This is a genomic window from Bacillus carboniphilus (assembly GCF_039522365.1).
GTDB classification, from domain to species: domain Bacteria; phylum Bacillota; class Bacilli; order Bacillales; family JC228; genus Bacillus_BF; species Bacillus_BF carboniphilus.
In genome coordinates this window covers 13,368-37,932 of the sequence record NZ_BAAADJ010000056.1, presented here as the reverse complement: position 1 = coordinate 37,932, position 24,565 = coordinate 13,368, and the positions used below count along the sequence as shown (strand labels likewise).

Below are 24,565 nucleotides of genomic sequence, written 5' to 3'. Positions count from 1 at the left end.
TGTGAGAGAATGTCCCTGGTAATGGAGGGGCATTCTTTTTTTGCTTAGGATGTTGGTGAGGAATTCGTGGAAACGGGATTTATGTTCTAGTTTTCTTCTCCGCTGTCCCAAAACTAGGAGATAAAACTTATTTACGTTCTAGTTTTACGCTATGCAGCTTTAAAACTAGGACATAAACCTAATTTATGTTCAACTTTTAAGGGTGCCTTCAGCAAAACTAGAACAAAAATTCAATTTATGTTCTAATTTGCCTCCTTACATCTATAAAACTAGAACAAAAATCCTCTATATGTTCACTTATTTCGAATTCCACACCAAAACCAGAACATAAACCAAATTCACCTTATAACTCTCCTACACGAAGTCACCAACACAACATAAACCGGCCTTTAATTCACCTTCCCAATGCCACACCCAAAACAAACTCTCCCCACCTCGGACAAATTTTCACTAATGGAATGGGACATTGTTGAATACATATATAGTAGTGTGTAAGAACTTAAAGAAGCCGGAATTTGATAAAACTGGCTCTCGAGCGTAAAGCGCTTCTAGAAGTAGAGGCGAAGCCGTGTCCAAATGATTCATTATATAGGCATTTGTCACCCATTCAACATCGTAAGAGTATACTGTTTAGTGATTGAGAGGTGAAAGCTTTGGACCAGCCAATTCGAATGAAGAATAATGGTCAAATAAGCGTTGTATTAAACTCACAAAAAAGAAGAAGTGTAAAAGAGCCGGTTTTTGTAAAGAAGAGTCCTGTCCCTCATGAAACAACAAATGATCATGCGGAGTTACGAGAGATTGAACGAGAGTTAAGTGCCCTAGTGGGTATGAATGAAATGAAAAAAATGATTAAAGAGATATATGCCTGGATTTATGTAAATAAGAAGCGGGAAGAAGCAGGGCTCAAGTCAGGGAAGCAAGCGTTGCATATGATGTTCAAAGGAAATCCTGGCACTGGGAAGACGACAGTGGCTCGGCTCATAGGAAAGCTTTTTCAAAAGATGAATGTATTATCAAAAGGGCATTTAATTGAAGCGGAACGAGCTGATCTAGTCGGAGAATACATCGGTCACACAGCACAGAAAACAAGAGATTTAATAAAAAAAGCAATAGGCGGGATCCTCTTTATCGATGAGGCGTACTCCTTAGGGAGAGGCGGAGAAAAGGACTTCGGGAAAGAAGCCATTGATACACTTGTGAAGCATATGGAAGATAAGCAGCATGAGTTTATCTTGATTTTGGCGGGATACTCTAGAGAGATGAATCATTTCTTGACTCTGAACCCGGGGTTAGAATCGCGTTTCCCATTGGTTATTGATTTTCCGGATTATAGTGTGGACCAACTCATGGAAATTGGGTCTCGAATGATGAAGGAAAAAGAATACGTACTAAGTATGGAAGCCGAAAAGAAAATGAGAGACCATTTGATATGGAAAAAATCCGAATTAGGTCCATCTAATTTTTCAAACGGACGGTATGTACGAAATGTGATTGAACGTGCGATACGAACACAGGCCATGAGGCTCCTTGTAAACAATCAATATGATCGACAAGAACTAATGACCATTCGAAGCCACGATCTTTTATTTGAAGAGGACGGAGACTAAGTTTTCACAAAAACAAAAAATAAATCCATAAATATAGACGCTTGGTTATTAAGAAACCGAGCGTCTATTTAATATCAATATGGGGGTCCGCTTTACCTAACTGTCCGAGCGCATAATAGATCCCATGTTGCAATGTATGGAAACATTGAAATGAATCCCAAGTTAAATCCGTTTTTGTTAAGGACTTGCATAAATCAGGCGTTATTCCCACTAAAAAGGTTTCTGTACCCATGATAGAGGCGGAAGAACCAATTTCTCTAATTAGAGCTGCCATATAGGTGAACTCTGTGGATTCTACTCCAGTTAAGTCCAAAATTAAGAACCTTGCTTGGTAGTGTGGTAATTGTGTAATGATCTTTTCAAGCAGCTCTTCAGAACGTTCTTCATTATACTCTCCAATTAGGGGGACAACTACAACTTCATCCAGTACAGGAATGAAAGGTGAAGAAAGTTTCTTTACTAGTTTTTTTAAGTCTCTTGTTTTGTCCTCCACTAAAGCCTCTAGTTGGAGAATTTGGTCCAATTCCTTTTTCCTAGCTAATTGGTGGACGTTATCACGAATTGTTACCTTTGAAGGATAGAATTCCACAATTGTATAATCATGTTTTGATTGCTGGTACTGAACAACATCGAACCCCATATTGGTTCCGAAAAGACCAGAAAATACGCCGGCATAATGGGCAGGTAAAAAATTACTTCCAACCTTCTTTCCCTGTTCAACGTTTATTTTATATTCCCAGCTATCTTTGAGATGGATTCTGACAATCTTTGATTCAGGGTTTAGTTCTTCAATTTTAACCAGTCCCCAACCAGCGGCAGCATATGTATTTGTAATCATTTCTATGGCTTCTTCCGGAGTGACACTCTTTACTTTCTCAAAGTAATCTCCCACAACAACTCCTTGTCGAAAACCTGATGCTTCAAAGACAAGGCGGGAAGCCTCCTCGCCAGAAATTTCTTCAATCGTATCAAAAAAGGTTTTCATAGCTGTAGTAATCCAGAAGAGAACGGCATCTCTGCCTTCGTATGAAAATTTCCCCTTATTTAAGTCCCAATTGAACGTTACTCCACCAATATTAAAATTGCCAGAATTAGTTTTCATCAAACGATGCTCCTTTTCCTTTGTGTATTTATCTTATTGTAGCAAATTTTACAAAAATTCAATGAAAAACAATTCGTTATTCAAAAAAATGTAATAAAAAATGGAAGAAGGTTAATAGGCCATCTTCCAAATCAGTAGTATTATAAACTTCTTTGTAGATTTCTGTGTGGAAGTCTCCACTTTAGACTGAATGACAAAATTCTAAGCACAGTAATGATGACAAAAAGGAGAACAAGTTCGATAGTAGTGTTAACAAAACCTATACCAATAGAGGCTCCAGCAAGTATAGCCCATAGAGCATAGATTTCAGAACGCAAGACCAGTGGCTTACGGCCAGCTAACACATCTCGTAGCATCCCTCCGCCGCTCCCTGTTAAAACAGCAGCGACAATACATGCGCTAGTTCCGTGTCCCATTTCGTTAGCGAAAAGGGCTCCCTGTATGGCAAAGGCAGACAGACCAACTGCATCGAACGAATTTCCCCACTTGTTCCAATATTTTAATAGATTTTTAGGGAACAAGAAGGTAGCAGTTATCGATAAAAGGGCAATCTGGAAAAGTGAATCTTGCTCCCAGAGATTTGCAATGGGAACGCCAATCAGCAAGTTTCGTATCGCACCGCCACCAAATGCTGTCACAACACCTAAAATATAGACGCCTAAAATATCATAATCCTCTTCCATCGCAACGATGGCTCCACTAATCGCAAACGCGATTGTACCAATGACGGAAAGCAATTCCCAAGACATGGAGGATCACCCCTTGATGTTAAAATGAATTCATGTATATATTAAATGTGTATGATTACATAAAATAACTCCAAGACTGGATTGTAACACGGTTTGAAAAAGAGTCAATACATAAATGAAAAAAAGGAGAAAGAGGGTTATTTCTTGGTTCAAGAATATAAAGAAAAAGCGATATTAGTAGGGTGTCAACTCCCGCACATAGAAGATGAGCGATTTACATTTTTAATGGAAGAACTTGCATCCTTGACCCATACAGCGAATGGAGAAGTGTTAGCAGAAGTCGTTCAAAAGCGGGATCGAATTGATAATGCTACGTATATTGGAAAAGGGAAGCTGGAAGAGTTAAAAGCACTGGAGGAAGAGTTAGAGCCAAGCTTATTTATTTTTAATGATGAACTTTCACCAAGCCAGGTTCGAAATATAAGTGCACATCTAGATGCGAAGATTATTGATCGAACTCAGCTAATATTAGATATTTTTGCTGGCCGTGCTAAATCACGAGAAGGAAAACTCCAAGTTGAATTGGCTCAGCTAGAATATTTACTCCCACGATTAGGTGGCCAAGGTGCTCAATTGTCCCGTCTCGGTGGAGGAATCGGTACAAGAGGTCCGGGGGAAACAAAGCTTGAAAGTGATAGAAGACATATCAACAGAAGAATTGATGAGTTGAAAAGACAATTCGAGCAAGTGAAAAGACATCGTGAGCGGTACCGTGAGCGACGCAAAAGAAACCAAGTGTTTCAAATTGCATTGGTGGGTTATACGAATGCTGGGAAATCCACGATTTTTAACCGCTTAACAAGTGAAGAAACGCTAGAGGAAAACTTGCTATTTGCTACACTTGATCCGACGACTAGAAAAGTAAAGCTACCAACCGGTTTCCAATCCTTAATTACAGATACCGTTGGATTTATTCAGCACTTACCAACGACTTTAGTTGCAGCATTCCGCTCTACGTTAGAAGAGGTAGCGGAAGCTGATTTGTTAATTCATGTTGTCGATAGCTCCCATCCAGATTGTGATCAGCATGAAAGAACCGTCAGAAAATTACTTGAAAGTCTAGAAGCATCTAGCATTCCTGAAATTGTCGTCTATAATAAAAGAGATGCGAGTCCGCGTGATTTTGTTCGTCTTTCTCCAAAGAATAGTATTCATATTAGTGCCTATAAAGAAGAGGACTTACGACTTTTACTTCAAACAGTAGAATCAGTCATTCGGACCGAAATGAATCCGTATGACCTTTTAATTCAGGCAGACCAAGGTAGAATGATCAGTCAGCTTAAAACAGAAACGATTGTGACGAACCTTGAATTTGATGAACAAGAAGATGTATATCGTCTAAAAGGCTATGCACTAGAGACGCATCCAATTTTTACGCAACAAGAAAGGTAAGGACATATGTTTTCGGATTTTAAAAACAGTGAAAAAATACAGCAAGTCGTGAATCACGTGGAGGAAATGATTGCTCCAATTCACAAAAAAATCGATGAAACCGTTCTTTGGAACCAAAATCAAGTATTGAAAAGCTTTCAATCAAACAGAGTTAGTGATTCTCACTTCAACCCAACGACAGGCTATGGGTATGATGATATGGGAAGGGATACATTAGAAAGAGTTTATGCTGAAGTCCTTGGAGGAGAGGCTGCATTGGTGCGGCCACAAATCATTTCCGGTACACATGCGATAACCATTTCTCTTTTTGGAATCCTTCGTCCCGGGGATGAACTCCTGTATATAACAGGAAACCCATACGATACGTTAGAAGAAATTGTGGGGATTCGTGGCGAAGGAGACGGCTCTCTAAAAGACTTTGGCATCAGTTATCAATCTGTGCCCTTATCTGAAGAGGGGAGTGTTGATTTCGATGCAGTGAGAGCGGCCATTAAACCGAACACAAAAATGATTGGAATCCAACGCTCAAAAGGGTATGCAGTCCGCCCTTCTTTTACAATAAATGAAATAAAGGAAATGATTTCATTTGTGAAAAGTATAAAGGAAGACGTCGTTGTTTTTGTAGACAATTGCTACGGCGAGTTCGTTGAAGAATTAGAGCCTTGTCATGTAGGGGCTGATTTAATGGCTGGCTCATTGATTAAAAATCCTGGAGGAGGACTTGCTAAAATTGGCGGTTATATTGTAGGTAAAGAGCCATATGTGAAGTCATGCTCCTACCGACTCACCTCTCCAGGAATAGGGGCAGAAGCGGGTGCTAGTCTCTACAGTCTTCAAGAAATGTATCAAGGCTTTTTCCTTGCTCCGCATGTTGTAGGCCAAGCATTAAAGGGTGCCGTGTTCACTTCATGTTTCTTAGAGCAATTCGGAATGGAAACAGAACCTTCATGGGATGCGAAAAGAACGGATCTCATTCAGTCCGTCCAATTCCCAACGGGCGAAGATATGGTGAAATTCTGCCAAGCCATTCAGTTTGCATCTCCTGTTAATTCACATGTAACCCCGTATCCAAGTTATATGCCGGGTTATGAGGACGATGTAATCATGGCTGCGGGAACCTTTATTCAAGGTGCGAGCCTTGAATTGACAGCCGATGGGCCAATTCGACCACCGTATGTAGCGTATGTGCAAGGTGGTTTAACGTATGAACATGTAAAATTAGCGGTTTGTTATGCCATCGACCGGGTATTGTAATAGTAAATTGAAAAACTTCCCTAGAGTAAGGGGAGTTTTTTTGTTGGGCAGTGCGGGGTGCCGGACAGGAGATCCGTTATTTGGGTCAGATAGCCTGATTTTGGAGGGTTCGCGGACAGACGTTCCGTTATTAAACAAAATCCAGCCATAAAAGGCATGCAAAGTGGTGAATAGCGGAACGTGTGTCCAATTGCATCCCTAAAACCGGCATTTTATCACAAATAGCGGAACCAGGGTCCGGTTAGAAAATGAAGCGGACAGAGAATCCACTATTTGGCATAAAACAGTTGATATCAAGTAGTTCGCGGACAGACGTTCCGTTACTGAACAAAATTCAGCTATAAAAGGCATGAAAAGTGATGAATAGCGGAACGTGAGTCCGATTGCATGCCTGAAACCGGCATTTTTTCACAAATAACGGAACCAGAGTCCGGTTAGAAAATGAAGCGGACAGAGAATCCGCTATTTGGCATAAAACAGTTGATATCAAGTAGTTTGCGGACAGACGTTCCGTTATTAAACAAAATCCAGCCATAAAAGGCATGCAAAGTGGTGAATAGCGGAACGTGTGTCCGATTGCATGCCCGAAACCGGCATTTTTTCACAAATAACGGAACCAGTGTCCGCTCATCTGCGCTCATAAGGGACTTCTGCCTCACCCAAAATCAATCTCCCTAAAAACCATGTCAGAAAACCTCACATGAACTTGACACAATACATAACACGACATATAATAACACTATCAAAGGGAGTGAAGGAGGAAGTTCAGATGGCCAATAAAGAAATACGACGTTCGATGCCAGTATTTCAAATTGGAGCTGTGATGCAGCTGACCGACCTTTCTGCAAGACAGATACGGTATTACGAAGATCAAGGCCTTATTTTTCCTGCTAGAACGGAAGGGAATCGTCGGCTTTTTTCCCTAAACGACATAGATCGCCTCCTTGAAATTAAAGATTATCTCGACCAGGGTATTAACATGGCGGGAATTCGAAAGCTAATGGAAGTCCAAATAGCATCCACTGAGCTTGAGAAAAAAGAGGCGCATAAAGAAAGAAAAGAATTGACGGATGAGGAATTAAGAAAATTACTGCGCCAAGAATTACTACAGGCAGGGCGTTTTCAAAAACCTTCATTACGTCAGGGGGATATGTCTAGATTTTTCCATTAAAACTTAACGGTTGTCTATTTTAAGGAGGAAACTTAAAAATGAGCAGGTACACAAGAGAAGATATTAAAAAGTTAGCTAATGAAGAAAACGTAAAGTTTATCCGACTTCAATTCACAGACATTCTAGGAACAATCAAGAACGTAGAAATTCCTGTTAGTCAGTTGGATAAAGCGTTAGATAATAAAATGATGTTTGATGGTTCTTCCATAGAGGGATTTGTTCGTATCGAAGAGTCTGATATGTACTTATGTCCAGATTTGGATACTTGGGTTGTATTCCCTTGGACAGCTGAAAAAGGAAAAGTAGCACGTCTCATTTGTGATATTTTTAATCCAGATGGAACACCATTTGCGGGTGACCCACGTAACAACTTAAAGAGAATTCTTGCCGAAATGGAAGAGCTAGGGTTCACAGATTTCAACTTAGGACCTGAGCCAGAATTTTTCCTTTTCAAGTTAGATGAAAAGGGAGAGCCTACCTTAGAATTAAATGATAACGGTGGTTACTTTGACCTTGCGCCGACTGACCTTGGGGAGAACTGCCGTCGTGACATCGTACTTGAGCTTGAGGAAATGGGATTTGAAATTGAAGCTTCCCACCATGAAGTAGCTCCTGGACAACACGAAATTGATTTTAAATATGCTAGTGCCATCAGAGCTTGTGATGATATCCAAACGTTCAAACTAGTGGTTAAAACCATTGCGCGTAAGCACGGTCTTCACGCAACCTTTATGCCAAAACCACTATTCGGTGTAAACGGAAGTGGAATGCACTGCAACCTTTCCCTTTTCAGAAATGGCGAGAATGCATTTTATGACACAAGTGGCGAGTTGCAATTAAGTGAAACAGCTTATCAATTTATTGCAGGAATCATCAAGCACGCAACAAGCTTTACCGCTGTTACAAACCCAACGGTAAACTCTTACAAACGTCTAGTTCCTGGTTATGAAGCTCCTTGCTATGTAGCATGGTCTGCTCAAAACCGCTCACCGTTGATCCGTATTCCAGCATCTCGTGGATTAAGCACAAGAGTTGAGGTACGTAGCGTTGACCCTGCTGCCAACCCATACCTAGCAATGGCTGTTCTTTTAAAAGCTGGTCTAGATGGTATTAAGAACAACCTAACAGCTCCAACTCCAGTCGACCGTAACATCTATGTGATGAACAAAGCTGAAAGAGTGGAAGCAGGTATTGTAGATTTACCAGCTACTCTACACCAAGCACTTGAAACATTAAAAACAAATGAAGTCATTACTTCTGCACTTGGTGAACACATCCTAGAACACTTCATCGAAGCAAAAGAGATCGAGTGGGACATGTTCAGAACCCAGGTCCATCCTTGGGAGAGAGAGCAGTACATGCAAGCTTATTAATAAAATGAAGGGAACTCTACTTATCGGAGTTCCCTTTTTTTGTGTGTATCATCTAAATTCGTCCGGTAATCGCTTCAACACTTGTTCAATCGGCACCGCAACGCCACTCATATCAGTCGTTGACTTTGCATAAACAACACCCACCACTTTACCATCTAAAATAACAGGACTGCCGCTGTTCCCACTAAAAATGGGAGCATCTAATCTCATATCTTCTTGCGAGTCAGAACCTTCCATAATGGTGCCATCAATGGCGATTTGTGTATACATTTGGGGATTTCCTATTACATAAATATCATCTTGAATGTCCCATTCGTTTGTATCAGCCAAGGGGAGAGAAGGGAGTGCTTCTCCTTCAACTTTAATAAAAGCTAAATCTACATCAGGGTCTGTATAAATAAGTTCGGCAATAAATCGTTCTCCATGAGGAAAGGTAACCGTAATCGGAAACATTCCATCTACTACATGGCGATTGGTTACAATGAGTCCGTTTTCTGTTATCACAAACCCAGTACCTTTGGAGTGCCCATCTTGAATTAACACAACAGCTTCTTTATAAGCCTGGATTTCCTCTTGCTTTGAAAGCTCCTTTGACTCTTGTAAAAAACTGATGGAGTTCATATTAAACAGGGCAGGCCAAATTTGAATAAGGCTGACAAGGAGGGCAAAGGCCACACTGAATCCGACTACCTTTTGAATAAAACTGGTTCGCTTATTCATTTTTTCTCTTATGAGCTTGTCTTCCTCATTGGGACGGAAGTCTTCCCACGTTGGTACATAATTTTCATCTATATCTTCTGGGTCCGGGTACCCGAATTTTGGTTCCTCTTGTTTCTCTAACTCTTCCTGAGATTCTTGGTTTTCTTTCTCTTGGTCTTGTCGATCCATACTAAAAACCACTCCATATGATATCCTTTTCATCATGTTATCATATCCACTATTAAATGGGTGAAGATAAATATGTAATCTATTAGAAGGTGATATATATGACAAAGATAAACCTCGGGCAATCAAATATTGACTGGCTTGAAGACAGAACCATCATACTGGCACCAACAGGCAGCTATGCATATGGAACAAACACTGAAACATCTGACAAAGACTATAAAGGTGTTTGCATTCCACCAATTGATTTTTATCTCGGTTTGAATGCATTCAACGAGTACAATACAACCGGTGGGAAAAATTTTAAGAATACGAAAGATGATATTGATATCAACATTATCCATATCAATAAATTTGTAAAAGATGCCATGCATGGAGTTCCGAATAATATTTAGATATTATTTGTTCGACCACAAGATTATATAAAAGTTACCACTCTAGGACAAAAGCTAATTGACCACCGTCACCTATTTTTATCAAAGCAATTACATGAAAAATTTGGAGGTTACGCGTATTCGCAGATCCAAAAATTGAAGGAACGACAATCGAATGGTTCTGGAAGACAAGATTTTATAGAGCAGTACGACTATGATACTAAGTTTTTTATGCACAGTGTTCGACTGTTAACGAGTGCGATTGAGATATTGGAAACGGGAGATTTTCAAACCTATCGACCAAACCGCCAGCTGCTGTTAGATTGCCGTAATGGTAAGTACTCGTTTGACAAGGCTTTAGAAATGATCAAGGACCTCGACTCTCAATTGAAAAGAGCTTTAGAAACTTCAGAATTACCGGAACAGCCGGATTATGAAAAGATCAACCAGGTGTTGATTGAGATCAATCGTCTGGGGCTGGAGTTTTGATAGTGGTCAGGTAGGAATCCTTGAGTGGTGAACTTTTGGTGGGTGAGTTTCTGGTGGGTTTTTGGATATAATTGGATAAAAACTCTTAGAAACAAGGTTATTGTTAGTTTTATGGTAAAAACCGGAAAAAACATCAAAAAACTGCAGATAACCAAATGAATAGGGATTTTTTCGCGTGGAACTTATCAAAATGTCATTTTTTCTACAGGTTTTGGTAATTCTATACATTGGGTGATGATATGAACGATTCAAGTTGGGGTCCTATTCTTTTGTTTTGGGTATTAGTGGTGTTAATGGGAGGTATTATTTATTGGTTAGGGGACGTTCCTAGTTTAGTGAAGCTACTTCAGTGACAATGTCCTAATAGGGGTAGGGATATATACTCATTCTGCGGTTTTAAGGAAAAAGTATGTGTTTCTACAACATATAATAGGGTATATCCTTCTAGGAATAGGTCCAAGCATTGGCGGTTGATTTGAATAAAATAAAGTATCTAACTATGAAATTATTATATTTTTTTAGGAGAGGAGGAGATACGAATGGCGGTACCAGAATTAATTATAGACCCTGGTCACGGGGGAAGAGATCCGGGTGGAGGGTCCAACGAATACTGGTTGGAAAAGGATATGGTATTAGATATCTCGCTTTATCAGTATAAGAGATTTCAAGAATTAGGGGTGCCAGTTGCTTTAACCCGAAACTCCGATGTATATCTGGGTCCCGATGAACGAACCAGAATTGTTCGAGAAAGTGGAGCCAAGTATTGTATTTCCAATCATATCAATGCCGGCGGTGGGGATGGCGTAGAAACCATCCATTCTATATATGTAGACGGAACTTTAGCAAGAGCGTTGGCCATGGGAATCGTCAACGAAGGACAAAACCTAAGAAGAGTATTTTCTCGTTCTCTGCCATCTGATAGTTCAAAAGATTACTATTACATGCACAGAGAAACAGGTTCTGTAGATACGACGATTATTGAATATGGCTTTGCCGATTCTAGTCGAGATGATGTTGAGCAACTCCGGAATAATTGGAGAGATTATGCTGAAGGGGTTGTGAAGGCCTATTGTGAGTATATGGGCCATGCCTACACGCCACCAGGTGAGGAGGATACGATGAAATATCGATTAGTGACCGGAACATTCCCAAACGCAATCAAATTTGCCGAAGCTTTACAAAAAGTCCGTTCTGAATTCAGTTGGGTCATCTATGAAAAAGCGGACTCTACGAACTTTAACCCTAGATATCGAATAGTGACGGGAACCTTTACGGGAAGAGCGTCTGCTGAGCGTGCAGCAGAACAGCTAAAACAGAAATTTGGTTGGGTTGTTTATATTCAGGAAGCTTAGGGGTGGTTGGGCTATTGGGTTAGTCCTCCTATACAAAAAAGGGTGCGTAGAAAAGAAGATTTTCCAAGCATCCTTTTCATTTTTGGTCATCGAACAGGACACAGGATCCGTTATTTTAATGAAAAAACCGGTTTTCGAGAGGGAACCGGACTCTCGTTCCGCTAATCATCACTTTTATGAGCTTTTTGAGCTGATTTACGACAAATAGCGGATTCTCTGTCCGCCAAACACTAGAAAACTCTTATTTTTGGACCAATAACGGATCTCCTGTCCGCTAGGTATATCGAGCCGGACACAGGATCCCTTATTTTAATGAAAATGCCGGTTTTTAAGGGGGAACCGGACTCTCGTTCCGCTAATCATCACTTTTATGAGCTTTTTGAGCTGATTTATGACAAATAGCGGATTCTCTGTCCGCCCAACACTAGAAAACTCTTATTTTTGGACCAATAACGGATCTCCTGTCCGCTAGGTATATCGAGCCGGACACAGGATCCGTTATTCTTATAAGAATGCTGGTTAAAGAATCTTTGCTTATAAAAGGCTTTTAGATTAGGATTTTTTGCATAAAAAAGAGTGATTGTCTTCGGCGCATGGGTTAAAATGGAAAAAGGCAACCAAAAGGGGTGATGGGATGCTTCAGAAACCAAAGAAGCGAACAACTTTAAGAGTGACTTTGGGGAAATGGTTTTATACATGGAAAAGGTATCTAGAATGGATTTTCTCAGGAAAGAAATATGCGAAAACACAAGTGACAGAAAGGCTGGATCACGTTATTTTTTCACACCAAACACCTTTGTACCGCAAACTAAAAGATGTGGATATGTGGCTTCAACATAACAAGGTGAAAAACTTAGAGATTGCGATTCAAACGTTAAATGGCCTTTTGTTAAAGCCTGGTGAGACCTTCTCTTATTGGAAGCGGATTGGGAGAACAACGAAAGCCAAAGGGTATGTCCCCGGAATGGTTCTTTACTATGGGAAATATACAACAGGAATTGGTGGAGGTTTATGTCAACTATCGAACTTAATTTACTGGATGACTTTACATACGCCACTTCAAGTTACAGAACGGTATCGTCATAGTTATGATGTATTTCCGGACTCCAAAAGAACGCAACCATTTGGAAGCGGTGCCACCTGTTCCTATAACTATATTGATCTTCAATTTGTAAATAACACCGACAAAACGTTTCAATTAGCCCTTTGGCTGGAAGACGGCTTTTTAAAAGGAGAGTGGCGTGCCAATGAACCATTACTTCACACCTATGAAGTGTATGAAAAATCCCACTGGATTTCGATGGAGTATTGGGGAGGATACGCTCGCCATAATGAAATTTACAGGAAGAAACTGAATCAACACAATGTATTAGTAGACGATGAATTTATTACGGAAAACCATGCCATCATGATGTATGAACCTCTACTAGAAGAAAGTAAAGAATCTTCGGGAGGATAAATGGAATGAAGCTAGTCTTTAGTTTTATAGCAGGAGTATGTCTTACATTACTCGTCATCGGATTAACAAAACCTAGCTTTCTAGCTACACAGCCAGTTGCAAACATAAACATGGAAAAACAAGAAAAGGGTGAATCTAAATATCAAAATTTAAAGATCTTATACGATGTGCTGAAATCTGATTATAACGAAATAAAAAAAGAGTTTATTGATCTGCAAACAAAATCAAATGAACATTTCTCATTTCTCTCATCATTGTTTTGGGGCGGCATCGATGTAAGTTATGAAACGATTGGGAACACCGCTGAGGGCAATATGGTCATTTATTCTGAGAAGTATAAGACATTAACCGAAAGCATTCAGCATCGAAAGGTTTATTTATTATACTTATTTGCTAAAGTGAAACATCAAGGTTCACAAACGATAGAGTTTTGGTCAGATAAAAACCATGCCCAGGCTTACATAGATGGAGATTTTCAAACAAATGAAATTGGGGGTTGGATTGGATACAATTCTCGATTCGGAATATATCAAGAAGAAGAGAACGGGCCAATCCTTTATTACGTGTTAAGTACCCATGAAAGAGACCCAATTCCCTTATGGAATGAGCCCAAGGACTAAATTTGTATTAAGCTATTTTTTAGTAGATGAGAGGAAAATATGAAATGCTAACTAACCTATACTTCGTTCGACATGCTCACTCAACCTACACACCCGATGAATTAAATAGACCTCTTTCAGAAAAGGGCTTGGAGGATGCAGAAAGAGTTACCATGCTATTATCTCAAGAAAAAATAGATCTTGTTTTATCTAGCCCTTATAAAAGAGCGATCCAAACAGTGGAAGGCACTTCGAGTTTAATAGATTCTGAAATTATACAAGTAGATGATTTCAGAGAACGACTCTTATCCATTGAACCCGTTCCAGACTTTTCTGCGGCTATACAAAAAGTATGGGAGGATGAAACCTTCGCATGGAGCGGGGGAGAATCGAATCAAGAGGCACAGTCAAGAGGAGTCCAAGCGACCTTGAAAGTGTTAGAGGCTTACAGTGGGAAAAATATGGCTATTGGTACGCATGGGAACATCATGGTTCTCATCATGAAACATTTTGATGCGCAGTACGATTTTAAGTTTTGGCAAGAACTCGATATGCCGGATATTTATCGGATGACATTTGAAGGCACGGAGTTAGTCGGGGTAAAGAGAATTTGGAGTAGGTAAGGAGGATTATAATGAAATACCCATTTCTAAAAAAACAAGCAACCATCGGAACAACAGCTCCATCATCAGGTGTGGATGAACACCTACATGATGTTTTAAAAAGAGCTTGCCATCAAATGGAGAATCGGGGATACAAGGTAATTTGCGGTGAGACGGTGTGGACACAGTCTAAAGCGAAGTCTGCTCCGGCTACAAAACGCGCAGCTGAGCTACAGACTATGTTACAAGATCCTAGCATCAATCTGATTATTCCTCCTTGGGGTGGTGAGCTTTTAATCGAGGTATTAGAGCATCTTGATTTTGATTGTTTTCCAGAGAAGTGGATTCTAGGATATTCAGATACAAGTGGGATTCTTTTAGCAACAACTATTATGACAGGAATTGCCACCGCACACGGAACGAACCTGGTGGATTTAAGCGGGGAAACCATGGACGAAACAACGGCAATGTGGGAAAAAGTTTTGGCCACTCAAGCAGGAGGTTCCGTTACACAATATTCCTCAGAAAAATACCAAAAGGAATGGCAATTCGAAAACCCTTCCCCTTGTGTGTTTCATCTAACGGAACCTACAGAATGGAAAACTGTTACAGGTGAACCCGTTAAAATGGAAGGGCGTTTATTAGGTGGGTGTGTAGACGTTATTCATCATTTTGTCGGAACACCATTTGGTGATGTAAAAGGCTTTAGACAGAAGTATATAAACAATGAAAAAGTGCTATGGTACTTCGAGAACTGTGATTTATCCACGACGGACTTACGAAGATCACTTGTTCAAATGAAGCTAGCAGGATGGTTTGAAGGTTGCTCTGGTATATTGTTTGGTCGGAGTGCAGGGAATCATCCAGTAGACGATTATGTGGTGGAAGACGTTTATCAGGAACTTTACCAGGAACTCAAAGTTCCCATTGTATATGATGTCGATTGTGGACATGTCCCACCTCAAATGACGTTTATCAATGGTGCTTATGCTGAAGTCGAAGCAGAGGATGGTAAAGGGAAAGTCGTTCAGCATTTCAAGGGCTAGAGTGCAAGTATGAAACAATTAAAAATTAGAAGACCGGAGCAAGAAGACATCCCCGAACTCCACCATTTTTTCAGAACCGTCGTTACCGATACGTTTATGAAAGAAGGAATCGGGGATTTGAAGGATGATATGGAAGAGGAAATTCAGACGAAAATGAATTATTTAGAAAGTGATTTAAAAAGTAATGGTAAGGAGAGATTCTTTTTACTAGCCGTGTTGGAGGAACAAATTGTAGGCACGATAGAATATGGGCCAGCGAGTAACCTAATAATCACATGTACGAATCATGCATTGAAGGATTTGAATGAGGTTGGAACGGTATTTGTTCATCCTGAATTTCAAAGAATGGGTATCGGGAATGCTTTATTAAGGGGTTTATCGGAGGTCTTGTTGAAGAACGAAATACAAGAAATATGTTTAGACAGCGGTTATAGGAGAGCTCAACAAATATGGATAAAAAAGTATGGAAATCCGGATTATTTCCTAAAAGATTACTGGGGTGAAGGGTTCGACCATATGATTTGGCGAGTAAAAACAACGGAACTATCGAGTAAAAGAGCGAGTTTATAGAAGATCTTGACCCTTTGGAATCGAGACTATCTGATTCTAATATTTCAATATTGTTACAAATATTACAAAGTGAAAATGCCATGACAATCTTCATCATTACTAGACTTACATCAAGCTTACCTGAGGAACTATTTTCTCAAGTTAGGTCTTACATCAAGAAACTAAAAATCTGTAAAAATAGGAGTAAGAGAGCCCGTTATATTGGAAAAATCCTGTAACTTTAGCCTCTCAACTTTGGTCAAAATAACCTTAGTTTAACCGTGCTGTAACAAGAAAAATGGCAAGGATTGGTACAATAAAAGAGTACTTTTTATTGTATCAAAGGGGGACTTTTTCTTGGAAAGAGCAATTTTAAACTATAACAATCTGCTAGACATGTTAGATGATTTTTTAAGAGAGCCGAAAGAGTTTTGGGAAGATTTTTACGAGGATCGTGAAAAAGATATTCCATTTTTTAAAGTTCAAGCTCCAGATGAAAATCTAGTCGAATATTTTAATAGTGGATTGAAGCCCAATCGCGTGTTAGAAATTGGCTGCGGGCCTGGACGGAATGCGATCTTTATGGCACAACAGGGATGTAAAGTGGACGCCATCGATATTTCTGATAATGCAATAAAATGGGCAAAGGAACGAGCTGAACGGGCTGAAGTTCAAGTGGATTTTCACTGTGTTTCTTTATTTGATTATTCCATTGAACCGGACACGTATGACTTTATCTATGATTGTGGGATGTTGCATCACCTGCCACCTCATCGACGCCTTACCTATCTAGAGACGATTAAATCTGCACTAAAGAAGGATGGGCATTTAGGTTTAGTATGTTTTACTACAGATGGAGCTCTAGATACCTCGGATTGGGATATTTATAAACATGGAAGTTTGCGGAGAGGGATTGGGTACACAGAGGATCGGCTGAAAGAAGTATTTGCTGCATATTTTGAAATAAAGAGCTTTCGTAAGATGAAAAAGATTGAACAACCAAGTCACCTCTTTGGAGAGGATTTTCTTTGGGTGAGTTTGATGAAAGTGAAAAAGTGAATCGTACCTTCCTAGAAGATATATAGATGGGTTGCCAATAAAGCGGGGCTATGCCAGTATAGAAAAGGACTAATTTTTCTATAAAAATATATACATATGGAGGAAAAATAATCATGAACTTACCTAATTGCCCAAAATGTAACTCTGAATATACATATGAAGATGGGAATCTATTCGTTTGTCCGGAATGCGCTCATGAGTGGACCTTAGCGTCTGAAAATGAAAATAATGAAGACGCAAAGGTTTATAAGGATGCCAATGGAAATGTTTTACATGATGGGGATACGGTTACTGTTATTAAGGACCTTAAAGTGAAAGGGAGCTCCTCCGTTATTAAAATAGGTACGAAAGTAAAAAATATCCGATTAGTCGATGGAGACCACGATATTGATTGTAAAATTGATGGTTTTGGTGCTATGCAATTAAAATCTGAATTCGTAAAGAAAATATAAACGTTCTTGTCAAAAACATCATGGTTATTAGATAACTGTGGTGTTTTTTATATGAAAGGATGAGTAAGGGGATTGATTGTAATGGATTTTCATCAAATAGACTATTTAAAGACAGGGAATCAGAGGCAGAAGGATGCCTACAGGGTTATACAAAAACTTAACATTATGGATGATCTTTCAGAGTACAATCCACTTTTATGTGGGACTATTCCTATTAACCTTGATATAAAAGGCTCAGACTTAGATATGATTATGGAAGTATCAGACTTTAACCGGTTTGAATCTAAAGTTGCTGGTCTATACAGCCATCTAGAGAATTTTAAGCAAAAGAGAACTTTTATTAGAAATCGACCGGTTATTAAAGCGAATTTCTTCTTTGAAGGCTTTGAATTTGAACTATTTGGGCAGTCTCAAACTGTAGAGAAACAATATGCTTATTTGCATATGATCATTGAACATGCTTTGATCAATGAGAACCCTACTCTACGGGATGAAGTAATAGCACTCAAAAAGAAAGGGTACAAAACCGAACCAGCATTTTGTCATCTACTAGGATTAGAAGGTGACCCTTATGATAGGTTGATAGAGTATGGAAAAGAGAAGAAGATTATCAGTTAGGAGAACTTGAATGGGATACATATCAGATTTGCGAGAGCTTGTTGGAACAAGACCTCTTATTATGTGTGGGGCTGCAGTGATTGTAATTGATCACGAGAATAGGTTGCTGTTGCAATTACGAAAGGATAATAGCTTGTAAATACTAAAAAAACCGTCAGAAGGATCACTTTTCTGACGGTTTATTGCATTTTTAAAATTCGTATGATTCGCCGTCCTCTGGTACGAAAATTTTAGAGGAAATTCCTTTATCGTTAGCAAAGTCTTTTAATTCTGCTCTTGATAATGTCCAATGGTTGGCCGCTTCCATGTGCACCGCTATAATTTTTGCGTTGGGAGCAGCCTTATACACTTCATATACATCATCTTTACCCATTACTAAAGAGCCACCTTCAAGGAATTGATTGTCTCCAGCATTTACGATAATAATTTCTGGTTTGTGCGTGTCGATTACCTCTTGAACTGCATCATACCAGACCATATCTCCCGCAACATATAAGGTTCTCTCCATTGGGTGTTTAAATACAACACCACAAACTTGGCCAGCAAGATTTAAGATTTCTCCTCTACCGTGCTCACCTTTTGTTTTAATCAAGTGTATTCCTTCAAACACTGTATCGTCTTGTAAAACCTCGACATTTTGGAAACCAGCGCTTCTAATTTCAGTTGCATCTTCTTCATTTTGGGTAAATAACTTGATTGTCTTAGGTAAAGCTTCTTTAGCAGCATCATCCCAATGATCTAAATGTAGATGCGTAACGATGACTGCATCAATATCCTTTATAATATTGTCAATGGTAGTAGGTAAACTAACCAAAGGATTATTTTGATCTTGTCTTGGTGAATTTGGAAAAGGTGGATAACTCCCTTTTTCCGATAACATGGGATCAATTAAAAACCTTTTCCCAGCATATTCAACAACTAATGTTGCATTACGAATTTGTTGTATATTCATATATATGATCTCCTTTTTTGTGGAATTTCATTGGAACAATGTATATTCTAAACTATGATTGATAGAGCAATACATAGATTAAATAAAGTGTTTTCCCCGTTTGACTTTATTAATGAAAGGAATGAGAAAATGTTAGATAACACGGATTTACAAATCATAGATGAACTTTTAAAGAACAGTCGGATTAAGATGAAAGAATTAGGTGAGAAAGTCCATTTGACTGGACCAGCTACAACAGCTAGAGTGACAAAGTTAGAGGATAGTGGAATTATTGAGGGCTATACCATTAAGGTTAACCAAATAAAACTGGGATTTAATATACATGCTTTTATTACGATCATTACACAAAGTACCAATCACCAGCCCTATTTAAAGTTCTTAGAAACACAAGAGGAATACATCATTAAAAATTATAAAATCAGTGGAGATGGCTGTTATCTTCTTGAATGTAAATTTCAATCCAATCCACAAATGAATCAATTTCTTGAAGAATTAAACGAGTATGCAAACTATAAATTATCAATAGTTATTGATCAATAGTGCTCCAATACAAAAGAGTTTGATACAATCTTTTATAATGATTAGGGAACATTAAGCCTAAATACTATAGATTGAAAAAAAGTGCTTAATCATGGTATAAGTGTAAAGGAAGCAGAGATATCTTTGCTTTTTATTTTTGAGGTTAAATCAGGGGGATTGTCCTGAGGGCCTGATAATGAGAGGACTTGAATTTGTATGACAGAAAATTTTTGGCGTGAATTACCACGACCGTTTTTTATACTAGCACCAATGGAAGATGTGACAGATGTTGTTTTTCGTCATGTAGTGAGTGAAGCTGCTAGACCCGATGTATTTTTTACAGAGTTTACAAATACGGAAAGTTATTGTCATCCAAAAGGGCACCAAAGTGTGCGTGGGCGTTTGACTTTTACAGAAGATGAACAACCAATTGTGGCACATATTTGGGGAGATAAACCTGAATATTTTCGGCAAATGAGTATCGGAATGGCGGAAGAAGGTTTTCGGGGTATTGATATCAACATGGGCTGTCCTGTACCTAATGTGACATCAAACGGGAAAGGTTCCGGTCTAATCCGTCGTCCAGAAGTGGCAGCAGAACTAATACAAGCAGCAAAAGCGGGTGGATTACCTGTAAGTGTGAAAACAAGGCTTGGTTTCACAGAGGTAGAAGAATGGCAAGATTGGCTGACACACATATTAAAACAAGACATCGTGAATCTTTCTATTCATCTGCGTACAAAAAAGGAAATGAGTGAAGTGCCTGCTCATTGGGAACTGATTCCGGAGATTAAGAAACTTCGTGATCAAGTGGCACCAGATACACTGTTGACCATCAATGGGGACATTCCAGATCGTCAAACTGGCTTGGAGCTCGCTCAAAGGTACGAAGTTGATGGGGTGATGATTGGTCGTGGGATTTTTAAAAATCCATTTGCCTTTGAAAAGGAGCCAAAAGAACATAGTAGTGAGGAATTGCTGAATCTCTTAAGGTTACATCTTGACCTCTATGACCATTATTCAAAGGAATATGAAGCACGTTCCTTTAGATCTCTTCAGCGTTTCTTTAAGATATATGTCCGTGGATTCCGAGGAGCCAGTGAACTAAGAAACCAATTGATGAGCACAGAGTCAACAGATGAAGTTCGTGAAATGCTTAATAACTTTGGACGAACTCCTTCTAATCCAGAATAAGATAAAAGAGCAACGTAAATAATACGTTGCTCTAACTTTATACATAATGCTTATCATACAAGGTTTAGCGTTATCCACAGGTTTCGAAAACACAAAAAAAGAATCATAACAACTTTAAAAACCTATTCCTCCACTCCTCTGCAAGGGCGTCAACTGTCAATATTTTTTCAATTGATGCTTTATCTTCTTTTTGGTGAAAAAGAATTTGTGTAGCAAAAGAAACGGATATTTCTTTTGAGTGTTTTTCTAAAAGGGTTATTTCAGAATCGAACTTAATAGTTCCCTCTTCCAATACCCGAAAAAAGTAGCCAGTTAGATTCGTTTCAATCACTTTCTTTAAAAGTTGTTTTTCCTCGTTATAATTGGAGATCGTTACACATGGGACCCTTCCTTGTGTTATTTGTAGAATAGTATCTCCTATTTTATAGATGTCACCAATACAAACCTGATCTTCCATCATCCCAGTTGTAGTAATATTTTCCCCAAAAGCAGGTAGAGTAAGCCTTTTTTGAAATACTTCTTCCCAATAAGCGTAATGCTCGAAGGGATACAAACATACTACACGGTCTGGTCCCCCGTGAAATTTGTGGTTTGCAACATCATCACCAACTATGCCCACTTTTGCAACCTTAAAAGCTTGTACAGCTGATTTACCTTTTCCAGAAAGCTGTATTTTATTATTCCAATTATATTCCTTTGGTTTCCCAACGGCTAAATTTATAATCTTTCTATCCATTTGAATTACCTCACTTCTACAGAACTCAAATGTATTATACCCGTGTCAATTGAAAGGGTACAAATCCGAAAAAACATTATGCTCAGGGAATGCTTATTAATTTATGATTGTAAAGGGTGTGCTTAAACAAAAGGGTGGGTTGATCTAGGGGGAGGATTAGCCACCCTTTTTGTTGAATTCCTAATGACGAAGCTATTGACCACTGGAAAAGAGTTATTGATGGAAAAACGAATCTCTCATATTGCTTTTTGAAAATTCTATAATTTGTTATGATGTACTCTGAAGTAATGTAATTAGAGAATACAGGGGGAGTGCTTAAAAATATGGAATACATAACACTTAATAATGGGTTGAAAATGCCAATTGTAGGTACAGGTACAAATACTTATGGAAAAGAAAATAACGAGTATAACGGGGCGTTAACAAATGAAATTCCTGAACTCGTATCAGCACTTGAGTTGGGTTACCGTTCAATAGACGCAGCCATCATTTATCGAAACGAAGAACTTGTCGGAAGAGTTTTAGCACAAAGCACAGTGCCTCGAGAAGAGTTATTCATTACGACAAAGGTTCCAGGCAACGAAGTATATATTTCTTCAAAGAAAGCTACTCGAGCAGCTATCGATAACAGTCTAAAAAACTTCCAAACAGACTATCTCGACCTGCTTCTTATTCACTTCCCTATAGAAGACAAAGTACAACTTAAAAACACTTGGGAAGTCTTTGAAGAATATTACGAAGCAGGCAAACTAAAAGCAATCGGCGTTTCAAACTTTGGAAAAAATCATCTAGATGAATTGAAAGAATTCGCTAAAGTGAAGCCTGCTGTTAATCAAATACAAGTTAACTTAAAAGAACCTAACAAAGATCTCCTTGCCGTATTAAAAGACGAGGGCATTACACCTGTTGCATGGGGACCTATGAAAGCCGAAGCCCATCAAAAAGAAGTTTTGGATGAAATCGGTAAAGCCTATAAAAAATCTGGTGCACAAGTCTTATTAAAATACCAAATTCAACGCGGAATAATCGTTATTCCTAAATCTCACAAACGTGAAAATCAAGCATCTAATTTAGATCTTTTCGATTTCATATTATCTGCAGAAGATATAGAAAAAATTGAAAACTTGTAATTAGTCAGTCCTTCATCCTAGTGATATGAATAATAACGCTAGGATTTTGATTTTTTCAAAACAATGAGATTGGGAGGGAGTATCGTTTTTTATTGAACTAAAGGAGCATTTACTTTAATAAGACCAATAATAAAAAGGCTACAACTAAATCTCCATATATATGGGGATTAAGTTGTAGGCCTTTTTTTCACAAAAACATACTACCATCTCATACACAGGTTAGATGCCAAACACAAGGAATCCTTCATTCAGTTTAATCTAAATTCGATCATAAAACTAAGGTCTTGAATTAAAGATAATTCACCAACTCAACAATTATTATTTATTATTGAAAATCAATTTAGGCACGAAATGTTTTTCCTAAAGGATTACCTAAACCATAATAATGGCGAAAATTATAAATTAGTGGACTCCATTTTTGGGGGTCAATGTGATTCCCATCTTTTATTATTTTTTTATGCGCATGTACATGGATAACCTCAGTTTCTATAATAGATAATTCTTGGCAGTATTCCGGTACCCTAACCTTATTAACTTTTGCTTCCATTTGTATTGGACATTCTTTTATCCTTGAAGGTTTTACACTGTGTGAGTCAATTGAAGTTAAATGGCTTACATCAAATTTATTTTGTTGATATGTGAATCCATTACTTTTTTTATATTCTGGTACAGGATTCTTACCTGTGAACGGTGCTAATTTCTCTACATTTTCCCAAAGCTCAGGATTTGGTATATTGATAACACATTCTGGATGGCGGGTAAGGTTTTCAAAAGCTTTACCACCTACTCCAAGTCCGAGAATAATATAATGGCCAAGTGCCCATGATGATGAAATTGGACTAATATTTACAGTATCATCTTCATTTAACGTGGTAAGTAGGATGACCGGCGTTCCATAATACAAAATTTTCGGTTTAATAATTTCCGTTTCTGTATCTCTTAATGATTGTTTCATATTCATACCTCCTTATGCTATCTATATTGTAAAGTATAGATATTTCAATTATCATCGAAATATGGATTACACTTTGAAGGGGGGATAAAATGAATCCAAATATGGCTAGTATTGCTGCGTTAATTAGTGATCCTTCTCGGGCGGCAATACTAACATCATTATTAGACGGACGCTTCCATCCTGCCAGCAGCTTGGCTTACATTGCAGGTATCAAGCCTCAAACAGCGAGTTTCCATCTGAGAAAATTACACGAAGCCGATTTATTACAAGTCAATCAGCAGGGAAGACATAGATATTATGGATTAAAAAACCATGATGTTGCTAAAGTTTTAGAAACCTTTTTGCTGATTTCTCCCGATACTGAAATGAGGTCTTTTAAACAAGTGACACAGGATAAGGCCATTCGATATGCGCGAACTTGCTATGATCACCTTGCAGGCAATATTGGTGTGAAAGTTACTGAATCAATGCTTTCAATAGGATACCTTGAAGATTCCAAAAATTCATTTGTTCTCACTGAAAAGGGAGAAGATTTTTTCAATGAACTCCAAATTGACCTAGCACAAATAAAAAAGAAACGTCGAAAATACATCGATAAATGTCTTGACTGGAGCGAAAGAAAATATCATATATCAGGGGCTATTGGTAATGCCCTTTTAGTAAAATTCTTAGAATTAAACTGGATACGAAGAGTCCCTGATTCTAGAGCAATAAAAATAACTAAGCTTGGAGAAAGGGAATTGAAAATTATGTTTGGCATTACGTTGGATGATCAATTTTAGACAAAAAGACTAGTGTATTCAAGAAGATCGTCATTGTAGGCGATCTTTTTATTTTGTTTCTAGAAGGTAATAAATGGGATATTATGTTAATATTTAATTATTTGATACTCGGGGAATCAACATCCATCAAATTCTCTCTTAATAACAGGATGGTGTAAAACA

Annotated in this window: 24 protein-coding genes and 2 pseudogenes; 20 read left to right on the top strand and 6 right to left on the bottom strand. The window is 38.5% G+C overall.

Annotated elements, in window-relative coordinates; translation table 11 throughout:
* Nucleotides 1–653 precede the first annotated feature (653 nt).
* Nucleotides 654–1,610, top strand: a complete 957-nt coding sequence (spoVK, locus tag ABDZ91_RS16345) for a stage V sporulation protein K (protein WP_343801081.1) — start codon at nt 654–656, stop codon at nt 1,608–1,610.
* A 64-nt stretch (nt 1,611–1,674) separates the two neighbouring features.
* Here spoVK and ABDZ91_RS16340 read toward each other — a convergent pair whose 3' ends face one another.
* Both ABDZ91_RS16340 and ABDZ91_RS16335 read right to left on the bottom strand, forming a co-directional pair.
* Nucleotides 1,675–2,712 (bottom strand): STAS domain-containing protein, encoded by a 1,038-nt coding sequence (locus ABDZ91_RS16340; RefSeq protein ID WP_343801079.1) that lies wholly within the window; start codon nt 2,710–2,712, stop codon nt 1,675–1,677.
* A gap of 140 nt (nt 2,713–2,852) precedes the next feature.
* The gene (locus ABDZ91_RS16335) at nt 2,853–3,461 is read right to left on the bottom strand and encodes a trimeric intracellular cation channel family protein (protein ID WP_343801076.1); all 609 of its coding nucleotides are present in this window, start codon (nt 3,459–3,461) and stop codon (nt 2,853–2,855) included.
* A 144-nt stretch (nt 3,462–3,605) separates the two neighbouring features.
* On the opposite strand from ABDZ91_RS16335, the gene hflX reads away from it, so the two are divergent.
* The 4 genes from hflX (at nt 3,606) to glnA (ending at nt 8,651) form a co-directional block, all read left to right on the top strand.
* On the top strand, nt 3,606–4,853 hold the full coding sequence (gene hflX, locus ABDZ91_RS16330) for a GTPase HflX (protein WP_343801073.1): 1,248 nt from the start codon (nt 3,606–3,608) through the stop codon (nt 4,851–4,853).
* Between the two features lie 6 nt (nt 4,854–4,859).
* Nucleotides 4,860–6,107: a methionine gamma-lyase family protein gene (locus ABDZ91_RS16325; RefSeq protein ID WP_343801070.1), complete on the top strand. Its 1,248-nt coding sequence runs from the start codon at nt 4,860–4,862 to the stop codon at nt 6,105–6,107.
* 769 nt (nt 6,108–6,876) lie between these two features.
* Nucleotides 6,877–7,278 carry a MerR family transcriptional regulator gene (locus ABDZ91_RS16320; protein WP_343801067.1) on the top strand — a complete coding sequence of 134 codons (402 nt, stop codon included), beginning with the start codon at nt 6,877–6,879 and terminating at the stop codon, nt 7,276–7,278.
* Nucleotides 7,279–7,316: 38 nt separating this feature from the next.
* Entirely contained in the window at nt 7,317–8,651 is a 1,335-nt protein-coding gene (glnA, locus tag ABDZ91_RS16315; protein ID WP_343801064.1) for a type I glutamate--ammonia ligase, read from the top strand.
* 48 nt (nt 8,652–8,699) lie between these two features.
* Here glnA and ABDZ91_RS16310 read toward each other — a convergent pair whose 3' ends face one another.
* A complete protein-coding gene (locus tag ABDZ91_RS16310) occupies nt 8,700–9,539 on the bottom strand; it encodes a S1C family serine protease (protein WP_343801061.1) in 840 nt (279 codons plus the stop codon).
* 98 nt (nt 9,540–9,637) lie between these two features.
* Here ABDZ91_RS16310 and ABDZ91_RS16305 point away from each other — a divergent pair.
* The 11 genes and pseudogenes from ABDZ91_RS16305 to ABDZ91_RS16255 form a co-directional block, all read left to right on the top strand.
* Nucleotides 9,638–10,399, top strand: a pseudogene (locus ABDZ91_RS16305) (nucleotidyltransferase domain-containing protein).
* A 539-nt stretch (nt 10,400–10,938) separates the two neighbouring features.
* Entirely contained in the window at nt 10,939–11,751 is an 813-nt protein-coding gene (locus tag ABDZ91_RS16300) for an N-acetylmuramoyl-L-alanine amidase (protein WP_343801058.1), read from the top strand.
* A 634-nt stretch (nt 11,752–12,385) separates the two neighbouring features.
* Nucleotides 12,386–13,210 (top strand): VanW family protein, encoded by an 825-nt coding sequence (locus ABDZ91_RS16295; protein WP_343801056.1) that lies wholly within the window; start codon nt 12,386–12,388, stop codon nt 13,208–13,210.
* A 5-nt stretch (nt 13,211–13,215) separates the two neighbouring features.
* On the top strand, nt 13,216–13,830 hold the full coding sequence (locus tag ABDZ91_RS16290; RefSeq protein WP_343801054.1) for a hypothetical protein: 615 nt from the start codon (nt 13,216–13,218) through the stop codon (nt 13,828–13,830).
* A gap of 44 nt (nt 13,831–13,874) precedes the next feature.
* Complete coding sequence (locus ABDZ91_RS16285) at nt 13,875–14,432, top strand: histidine phosphatase family protein (RefSeq protein ID WP_343801051.1); 558 nt, start codon at nt 13,875–13,877, stop codon at nt 14,430–14,432.
* A gap of 8 nt (nt 14,433–14,440) precedes the next feature.
* Nucleotides 14,441–15,457: a S66 family peptidase gene (locus tag ABDZ91_RS16280; RefSeq protein WP_343801123.1), complete on the top strand. Its 1,017-nt coding sequence runs from the start codon at nt 14,441–14,443 to the stop codon at nt 15,455–15,457.
* Nucleotides 15,458–15,466: 9 nt separating this feature from the next.
* Nucleotides 15,467–16,027: a GNAT family N-acetyltransferase gene (locus ABDZ91_RS16275; protein WP_343801048.1), complete on the top strand. Its 561-nt coding sequence runs from the start codon at nt 15,467–15,469 to the stop codon at nt 16,025–16,027.
* A 336-nt stretch (nt 16,028–16,363) separates the two neighbouring features.
* Entirely contained in the window at nt 16,364–17,065 is a 702-nt protein-coding gene (locus tag ABDZ91_RS16270; protein WP_343801045.1) for an SAM-dependent methyltransferase, read from the top strand.
* 110 nt (nt 17,066–17,175) lie between these two features.
* Nucleotides 17,176–17,517 carry a zinc ribbon domain-containing protein YjdM gene (locus tag ABDZ91_RS16265; protein ID WP_343801120.1) on the top strand — a complete coding sequence of 114 codons (342 nt, stop codon included), beginning with the start codon at nt 17,176–17,178 and terminating at the stop codon, nt 17,515–17,517.
* An 81-nt stretch (nt 17,518–17,598) separates the two neighbouring features.
* Nucleotides 17,599–18,135, top strand: a complete 537-nt coding sequence (locus ABDZ91_RS16260) for a DUF4269 domain-containing protein (RefSeq protein ID WP_343801042.1) — start codon at nt 17,599–17,601, stop codon at nt 18,133–18,135.
* 10 nt (nt 18,136–18,145) lie between these two features.
* A pseudogene (locus ABDZ91_RS16255) lies at nt 18,146–18,265 on the top strand (ADP-ribose pyrophosphatase); the annotation flags it as partial.
* 60 nt (nt 18,266–18,325) lie between these two features.
* On the opposite strand, the gene ABDZ91_RS16250 reads toward ABDZ91_RS16255, so the two are convergent.
* Nucleotides 18,326–19,087, bottom strand: coding sequence for an MBL fold metallo-hydrolase (locus ABDZ91_RS16250; RefSeq protein ID WP_343801039.1), 762 nt, complete (start codon nt 19,085–19,087; stop codon nt 18,326–18,328).
* A gap of 129 nt (nt 19,088–19,216) precedes the next feature.
* Between ABDZ91_RS16250 and ABDZ91_RS16245 the strand changes: the two genes are divergently transcribed.
* Both ABDZ91_RS16245 and ABDZ91_RS16240 read left to right on the top strand, forming a co-directional pair.
* Nucleotides 19,217–19,627 carry an Lrp/AsnC family transcriptional regulator gene (locus ABDZ91_RS16245; RefSeq protein WP_343801036.1) on the top strand — a complete coding sequence of 137 codons (411 nt, stop codon included), beginning with the start codon at nt 19,217–19,219 and terminating at the stop codon, nt 19,625–19,627.
* 195 nt (nt 19,628–19,822) lie between these two features.
* A complete protein-coding gene (locus ABDZ91_RS16240) occupies nt 19,823–20,800 on the top strand; it encodes a tRNA dihydrouridine synthase (RefSeq protein ID WP_343801033.1) in 978 nt (325 codons plus the stop codon).
* Nucleotides 20,801–20,903: 103 nt separating this feature from the next.
* Here the strand turns inward: ABDZ91_RS16240 and ABDZ91_RS16235 are convergent, their stop codons facing one another.
* Nucleotides 20,904–21,536 (bottom strand): MOSC domain-containing protein, encoded by a 633-nt coding sequence (locus ABDZ91_RS16235; protein ID WP_343801030.1) that lies wholly within the window; start codon nt 21,534–21,536, stop codon nt 20,904–20,906.
* Between the two features lie 323 nt (nt 21,537–21,859).
* Between ABDZ91_RS16235 and ABDZ91_RS16230 the strand changes: the two genes are divergently transcribed.
* Nucleotides 21,860–22,666: an aldo/keto reductase gene (locus ABDZ91_RS16230; protein ID WP_343801027.1), complete on the top strand. Its 807-nt coding sequence runs from the start codon at nt 21,860–21,862 to the stop codon at nt 22,664–22,666.
* Nucleotides 22,667–23,006: 340 nt separating this feature from the next.
* Here ABDZ91_RS16230 and ABDZ91_RS16225 read toward each other — a convergent pair whose 3' ends face one another.
* Entirely contained in the window at nt 23,007–23,621 is a 615-nt protein-coding gene (locus ABDZ91_RS16225) for a flavin reductase family protein (protein WP_343801024.1), read from the bottom strand.
* A gap of 89 nt (nt 23,622–23,710) precedes the next feature.
* Here ABDZ91_RS16225 and ABDZ91_RS16220 point away from each other — a divergent pair, with 89 nt between their 5' ends.
* Nucleotides 23,711–24,403 carry an ArsR/SmtB family transcription factor gene (locus ABDZ91_RS16220; RefSeq protein ID WP_343801021.1) on the top strand — a complete coding sequence of 231 codons (693 nt, stop codon included), beginning with the start codon at nt 23,711–23,713 and terminating at the stop codon, nt 24,401–24,403.
* Nucleotides 24,404–24,565 lie beyond the last annotated feature (162 nt).

Coding starts and splice junctions, on each gene's coding strand:
- ABDZ91_RS16340 (WP_343801079.1), bottom strand. CDS start 2,712: ATGAAAACTAATTCTGGCAATTTTAATATTGGTGGAGTAACGTTCAAT.
- ABDZ91_RS16335 (WP_343801076.1), bottom strand. CDS start 3,461: ATGTCTTGGGAATTGCTTTCCGTCATTGGTACAATCGCGTTTGCGATT.
- ABDZ91_RS16325 (WP_343801070.1), top strand. CDS start 4,860: ATGTTTTCGGATTTTAAAAACAGTGAAAAAATACAGCAAGTCGTGAAT.
- ABDZ91_RS16320 (WP_343801067.1), top strand. CDS start 6,877: ATGGCCAATAAAGAAATACGACGTTCGATGCCAGTATTTCAAATTGGA.
- glnA (WP_343801064.1), top strand. CDS start 7,317: ATGAGCAGGTACACAAGAGAAGATATTAAAAAGTTAGCTAATGAAGAA.
- ABDZ91_RS16310 (WP_343801061.1), bottom strand. CDS start 9,539: ATGGATCGACAAGACCAAGAGAAAGAAAACCAAGAATCTCAGGAAGAG.
- ABDZ91_RS16300 (WP_343801058.1), top strand. CDS start 10,939: ATGGCGGTACCAGAATTAATTATAGACCCTGGTCACGGGGGAAGAGAT.
- ABDZ91_RS16295 (WP_343801056.1), top strand. CDS start 12,386: ATGCTTCAGAAACCAAAGAAGCGAACAACTTTAAGAGTGACTTTGGGG.
- ABDZ91_RS16290 (WP_343801054.1), top strand. CDS start 13,216: ATGAAGCTAGTCTTTAGTTTTATAGCAGGAGTATGTCTTACATTACTC.
- ABDZ91_RS16285 (WP_343801051.1), top strand. CDS start 13,875: ATGCTAACTAACCTATACTTCGTTCGACATGCTCACTCAACCTACACA.
- ABDZ91_RS16275 (WP_343801048.1), top strand. CDS start 15,467: ATGAAACAATTAAAAATTAGAAGACCGGAGCAAGAAGACATCCCCGAA.
- ABDZ91_RS16260 (WP_343801042.1), top strand. CDS start 17,599: ATGGATTTTCATCAAATAGACTATTTAAAGACAGGGAATCAGAGGCAG.
- ABDZ91_RS16250 (WP_343801039.1), bottom strand. CDS start 19,087: ATGAATATACAACAAATTCGTAATGCAACATTAGTTGTTGAATATGCT.
- ABDZ91_RS16245 (WP_343801036.1), top strand. CDS start 19,217: ATGTTAGATAACACGGATTTACAAATCATAGATGAACTTTTAAAGAAC.
- ABDZ91_RS16240 (WP_343801033.1), top strand. CDS start 19,823: ATGACAGAAAATTTTTGGCGTGAATTACCACGACCGTTTTTTATACTA.
- ABDZ91_RS16235 (WP_343801030.1), bottom strand. CDS start 21,536: ATGGATAGAAAGATTATAAATTTAGCCGTTGGGAAACCAAAGGAATAT.
- ABDZ91_RS16230 (WP_343801027.1), top strand. CDS start 21,860: ATGGAATACATAACACTTAATAATGGGTTGAAAATGCCAATTGTAGGT.
- ABDZ91_RS16225 (WP_343801024.1), bottom strand. CDS start 23,621: ATGAAACAATCATTAAGAGATACAGAAACGGAAATTATTAAACCGAAA.
- ABDZ91_RS16220 (WP_343801021.1), top strand. CDS start 23,711: ATGAATCCAAATATGGCTAGTATTGCTGCGTTAATTAGTGATCCTTCT.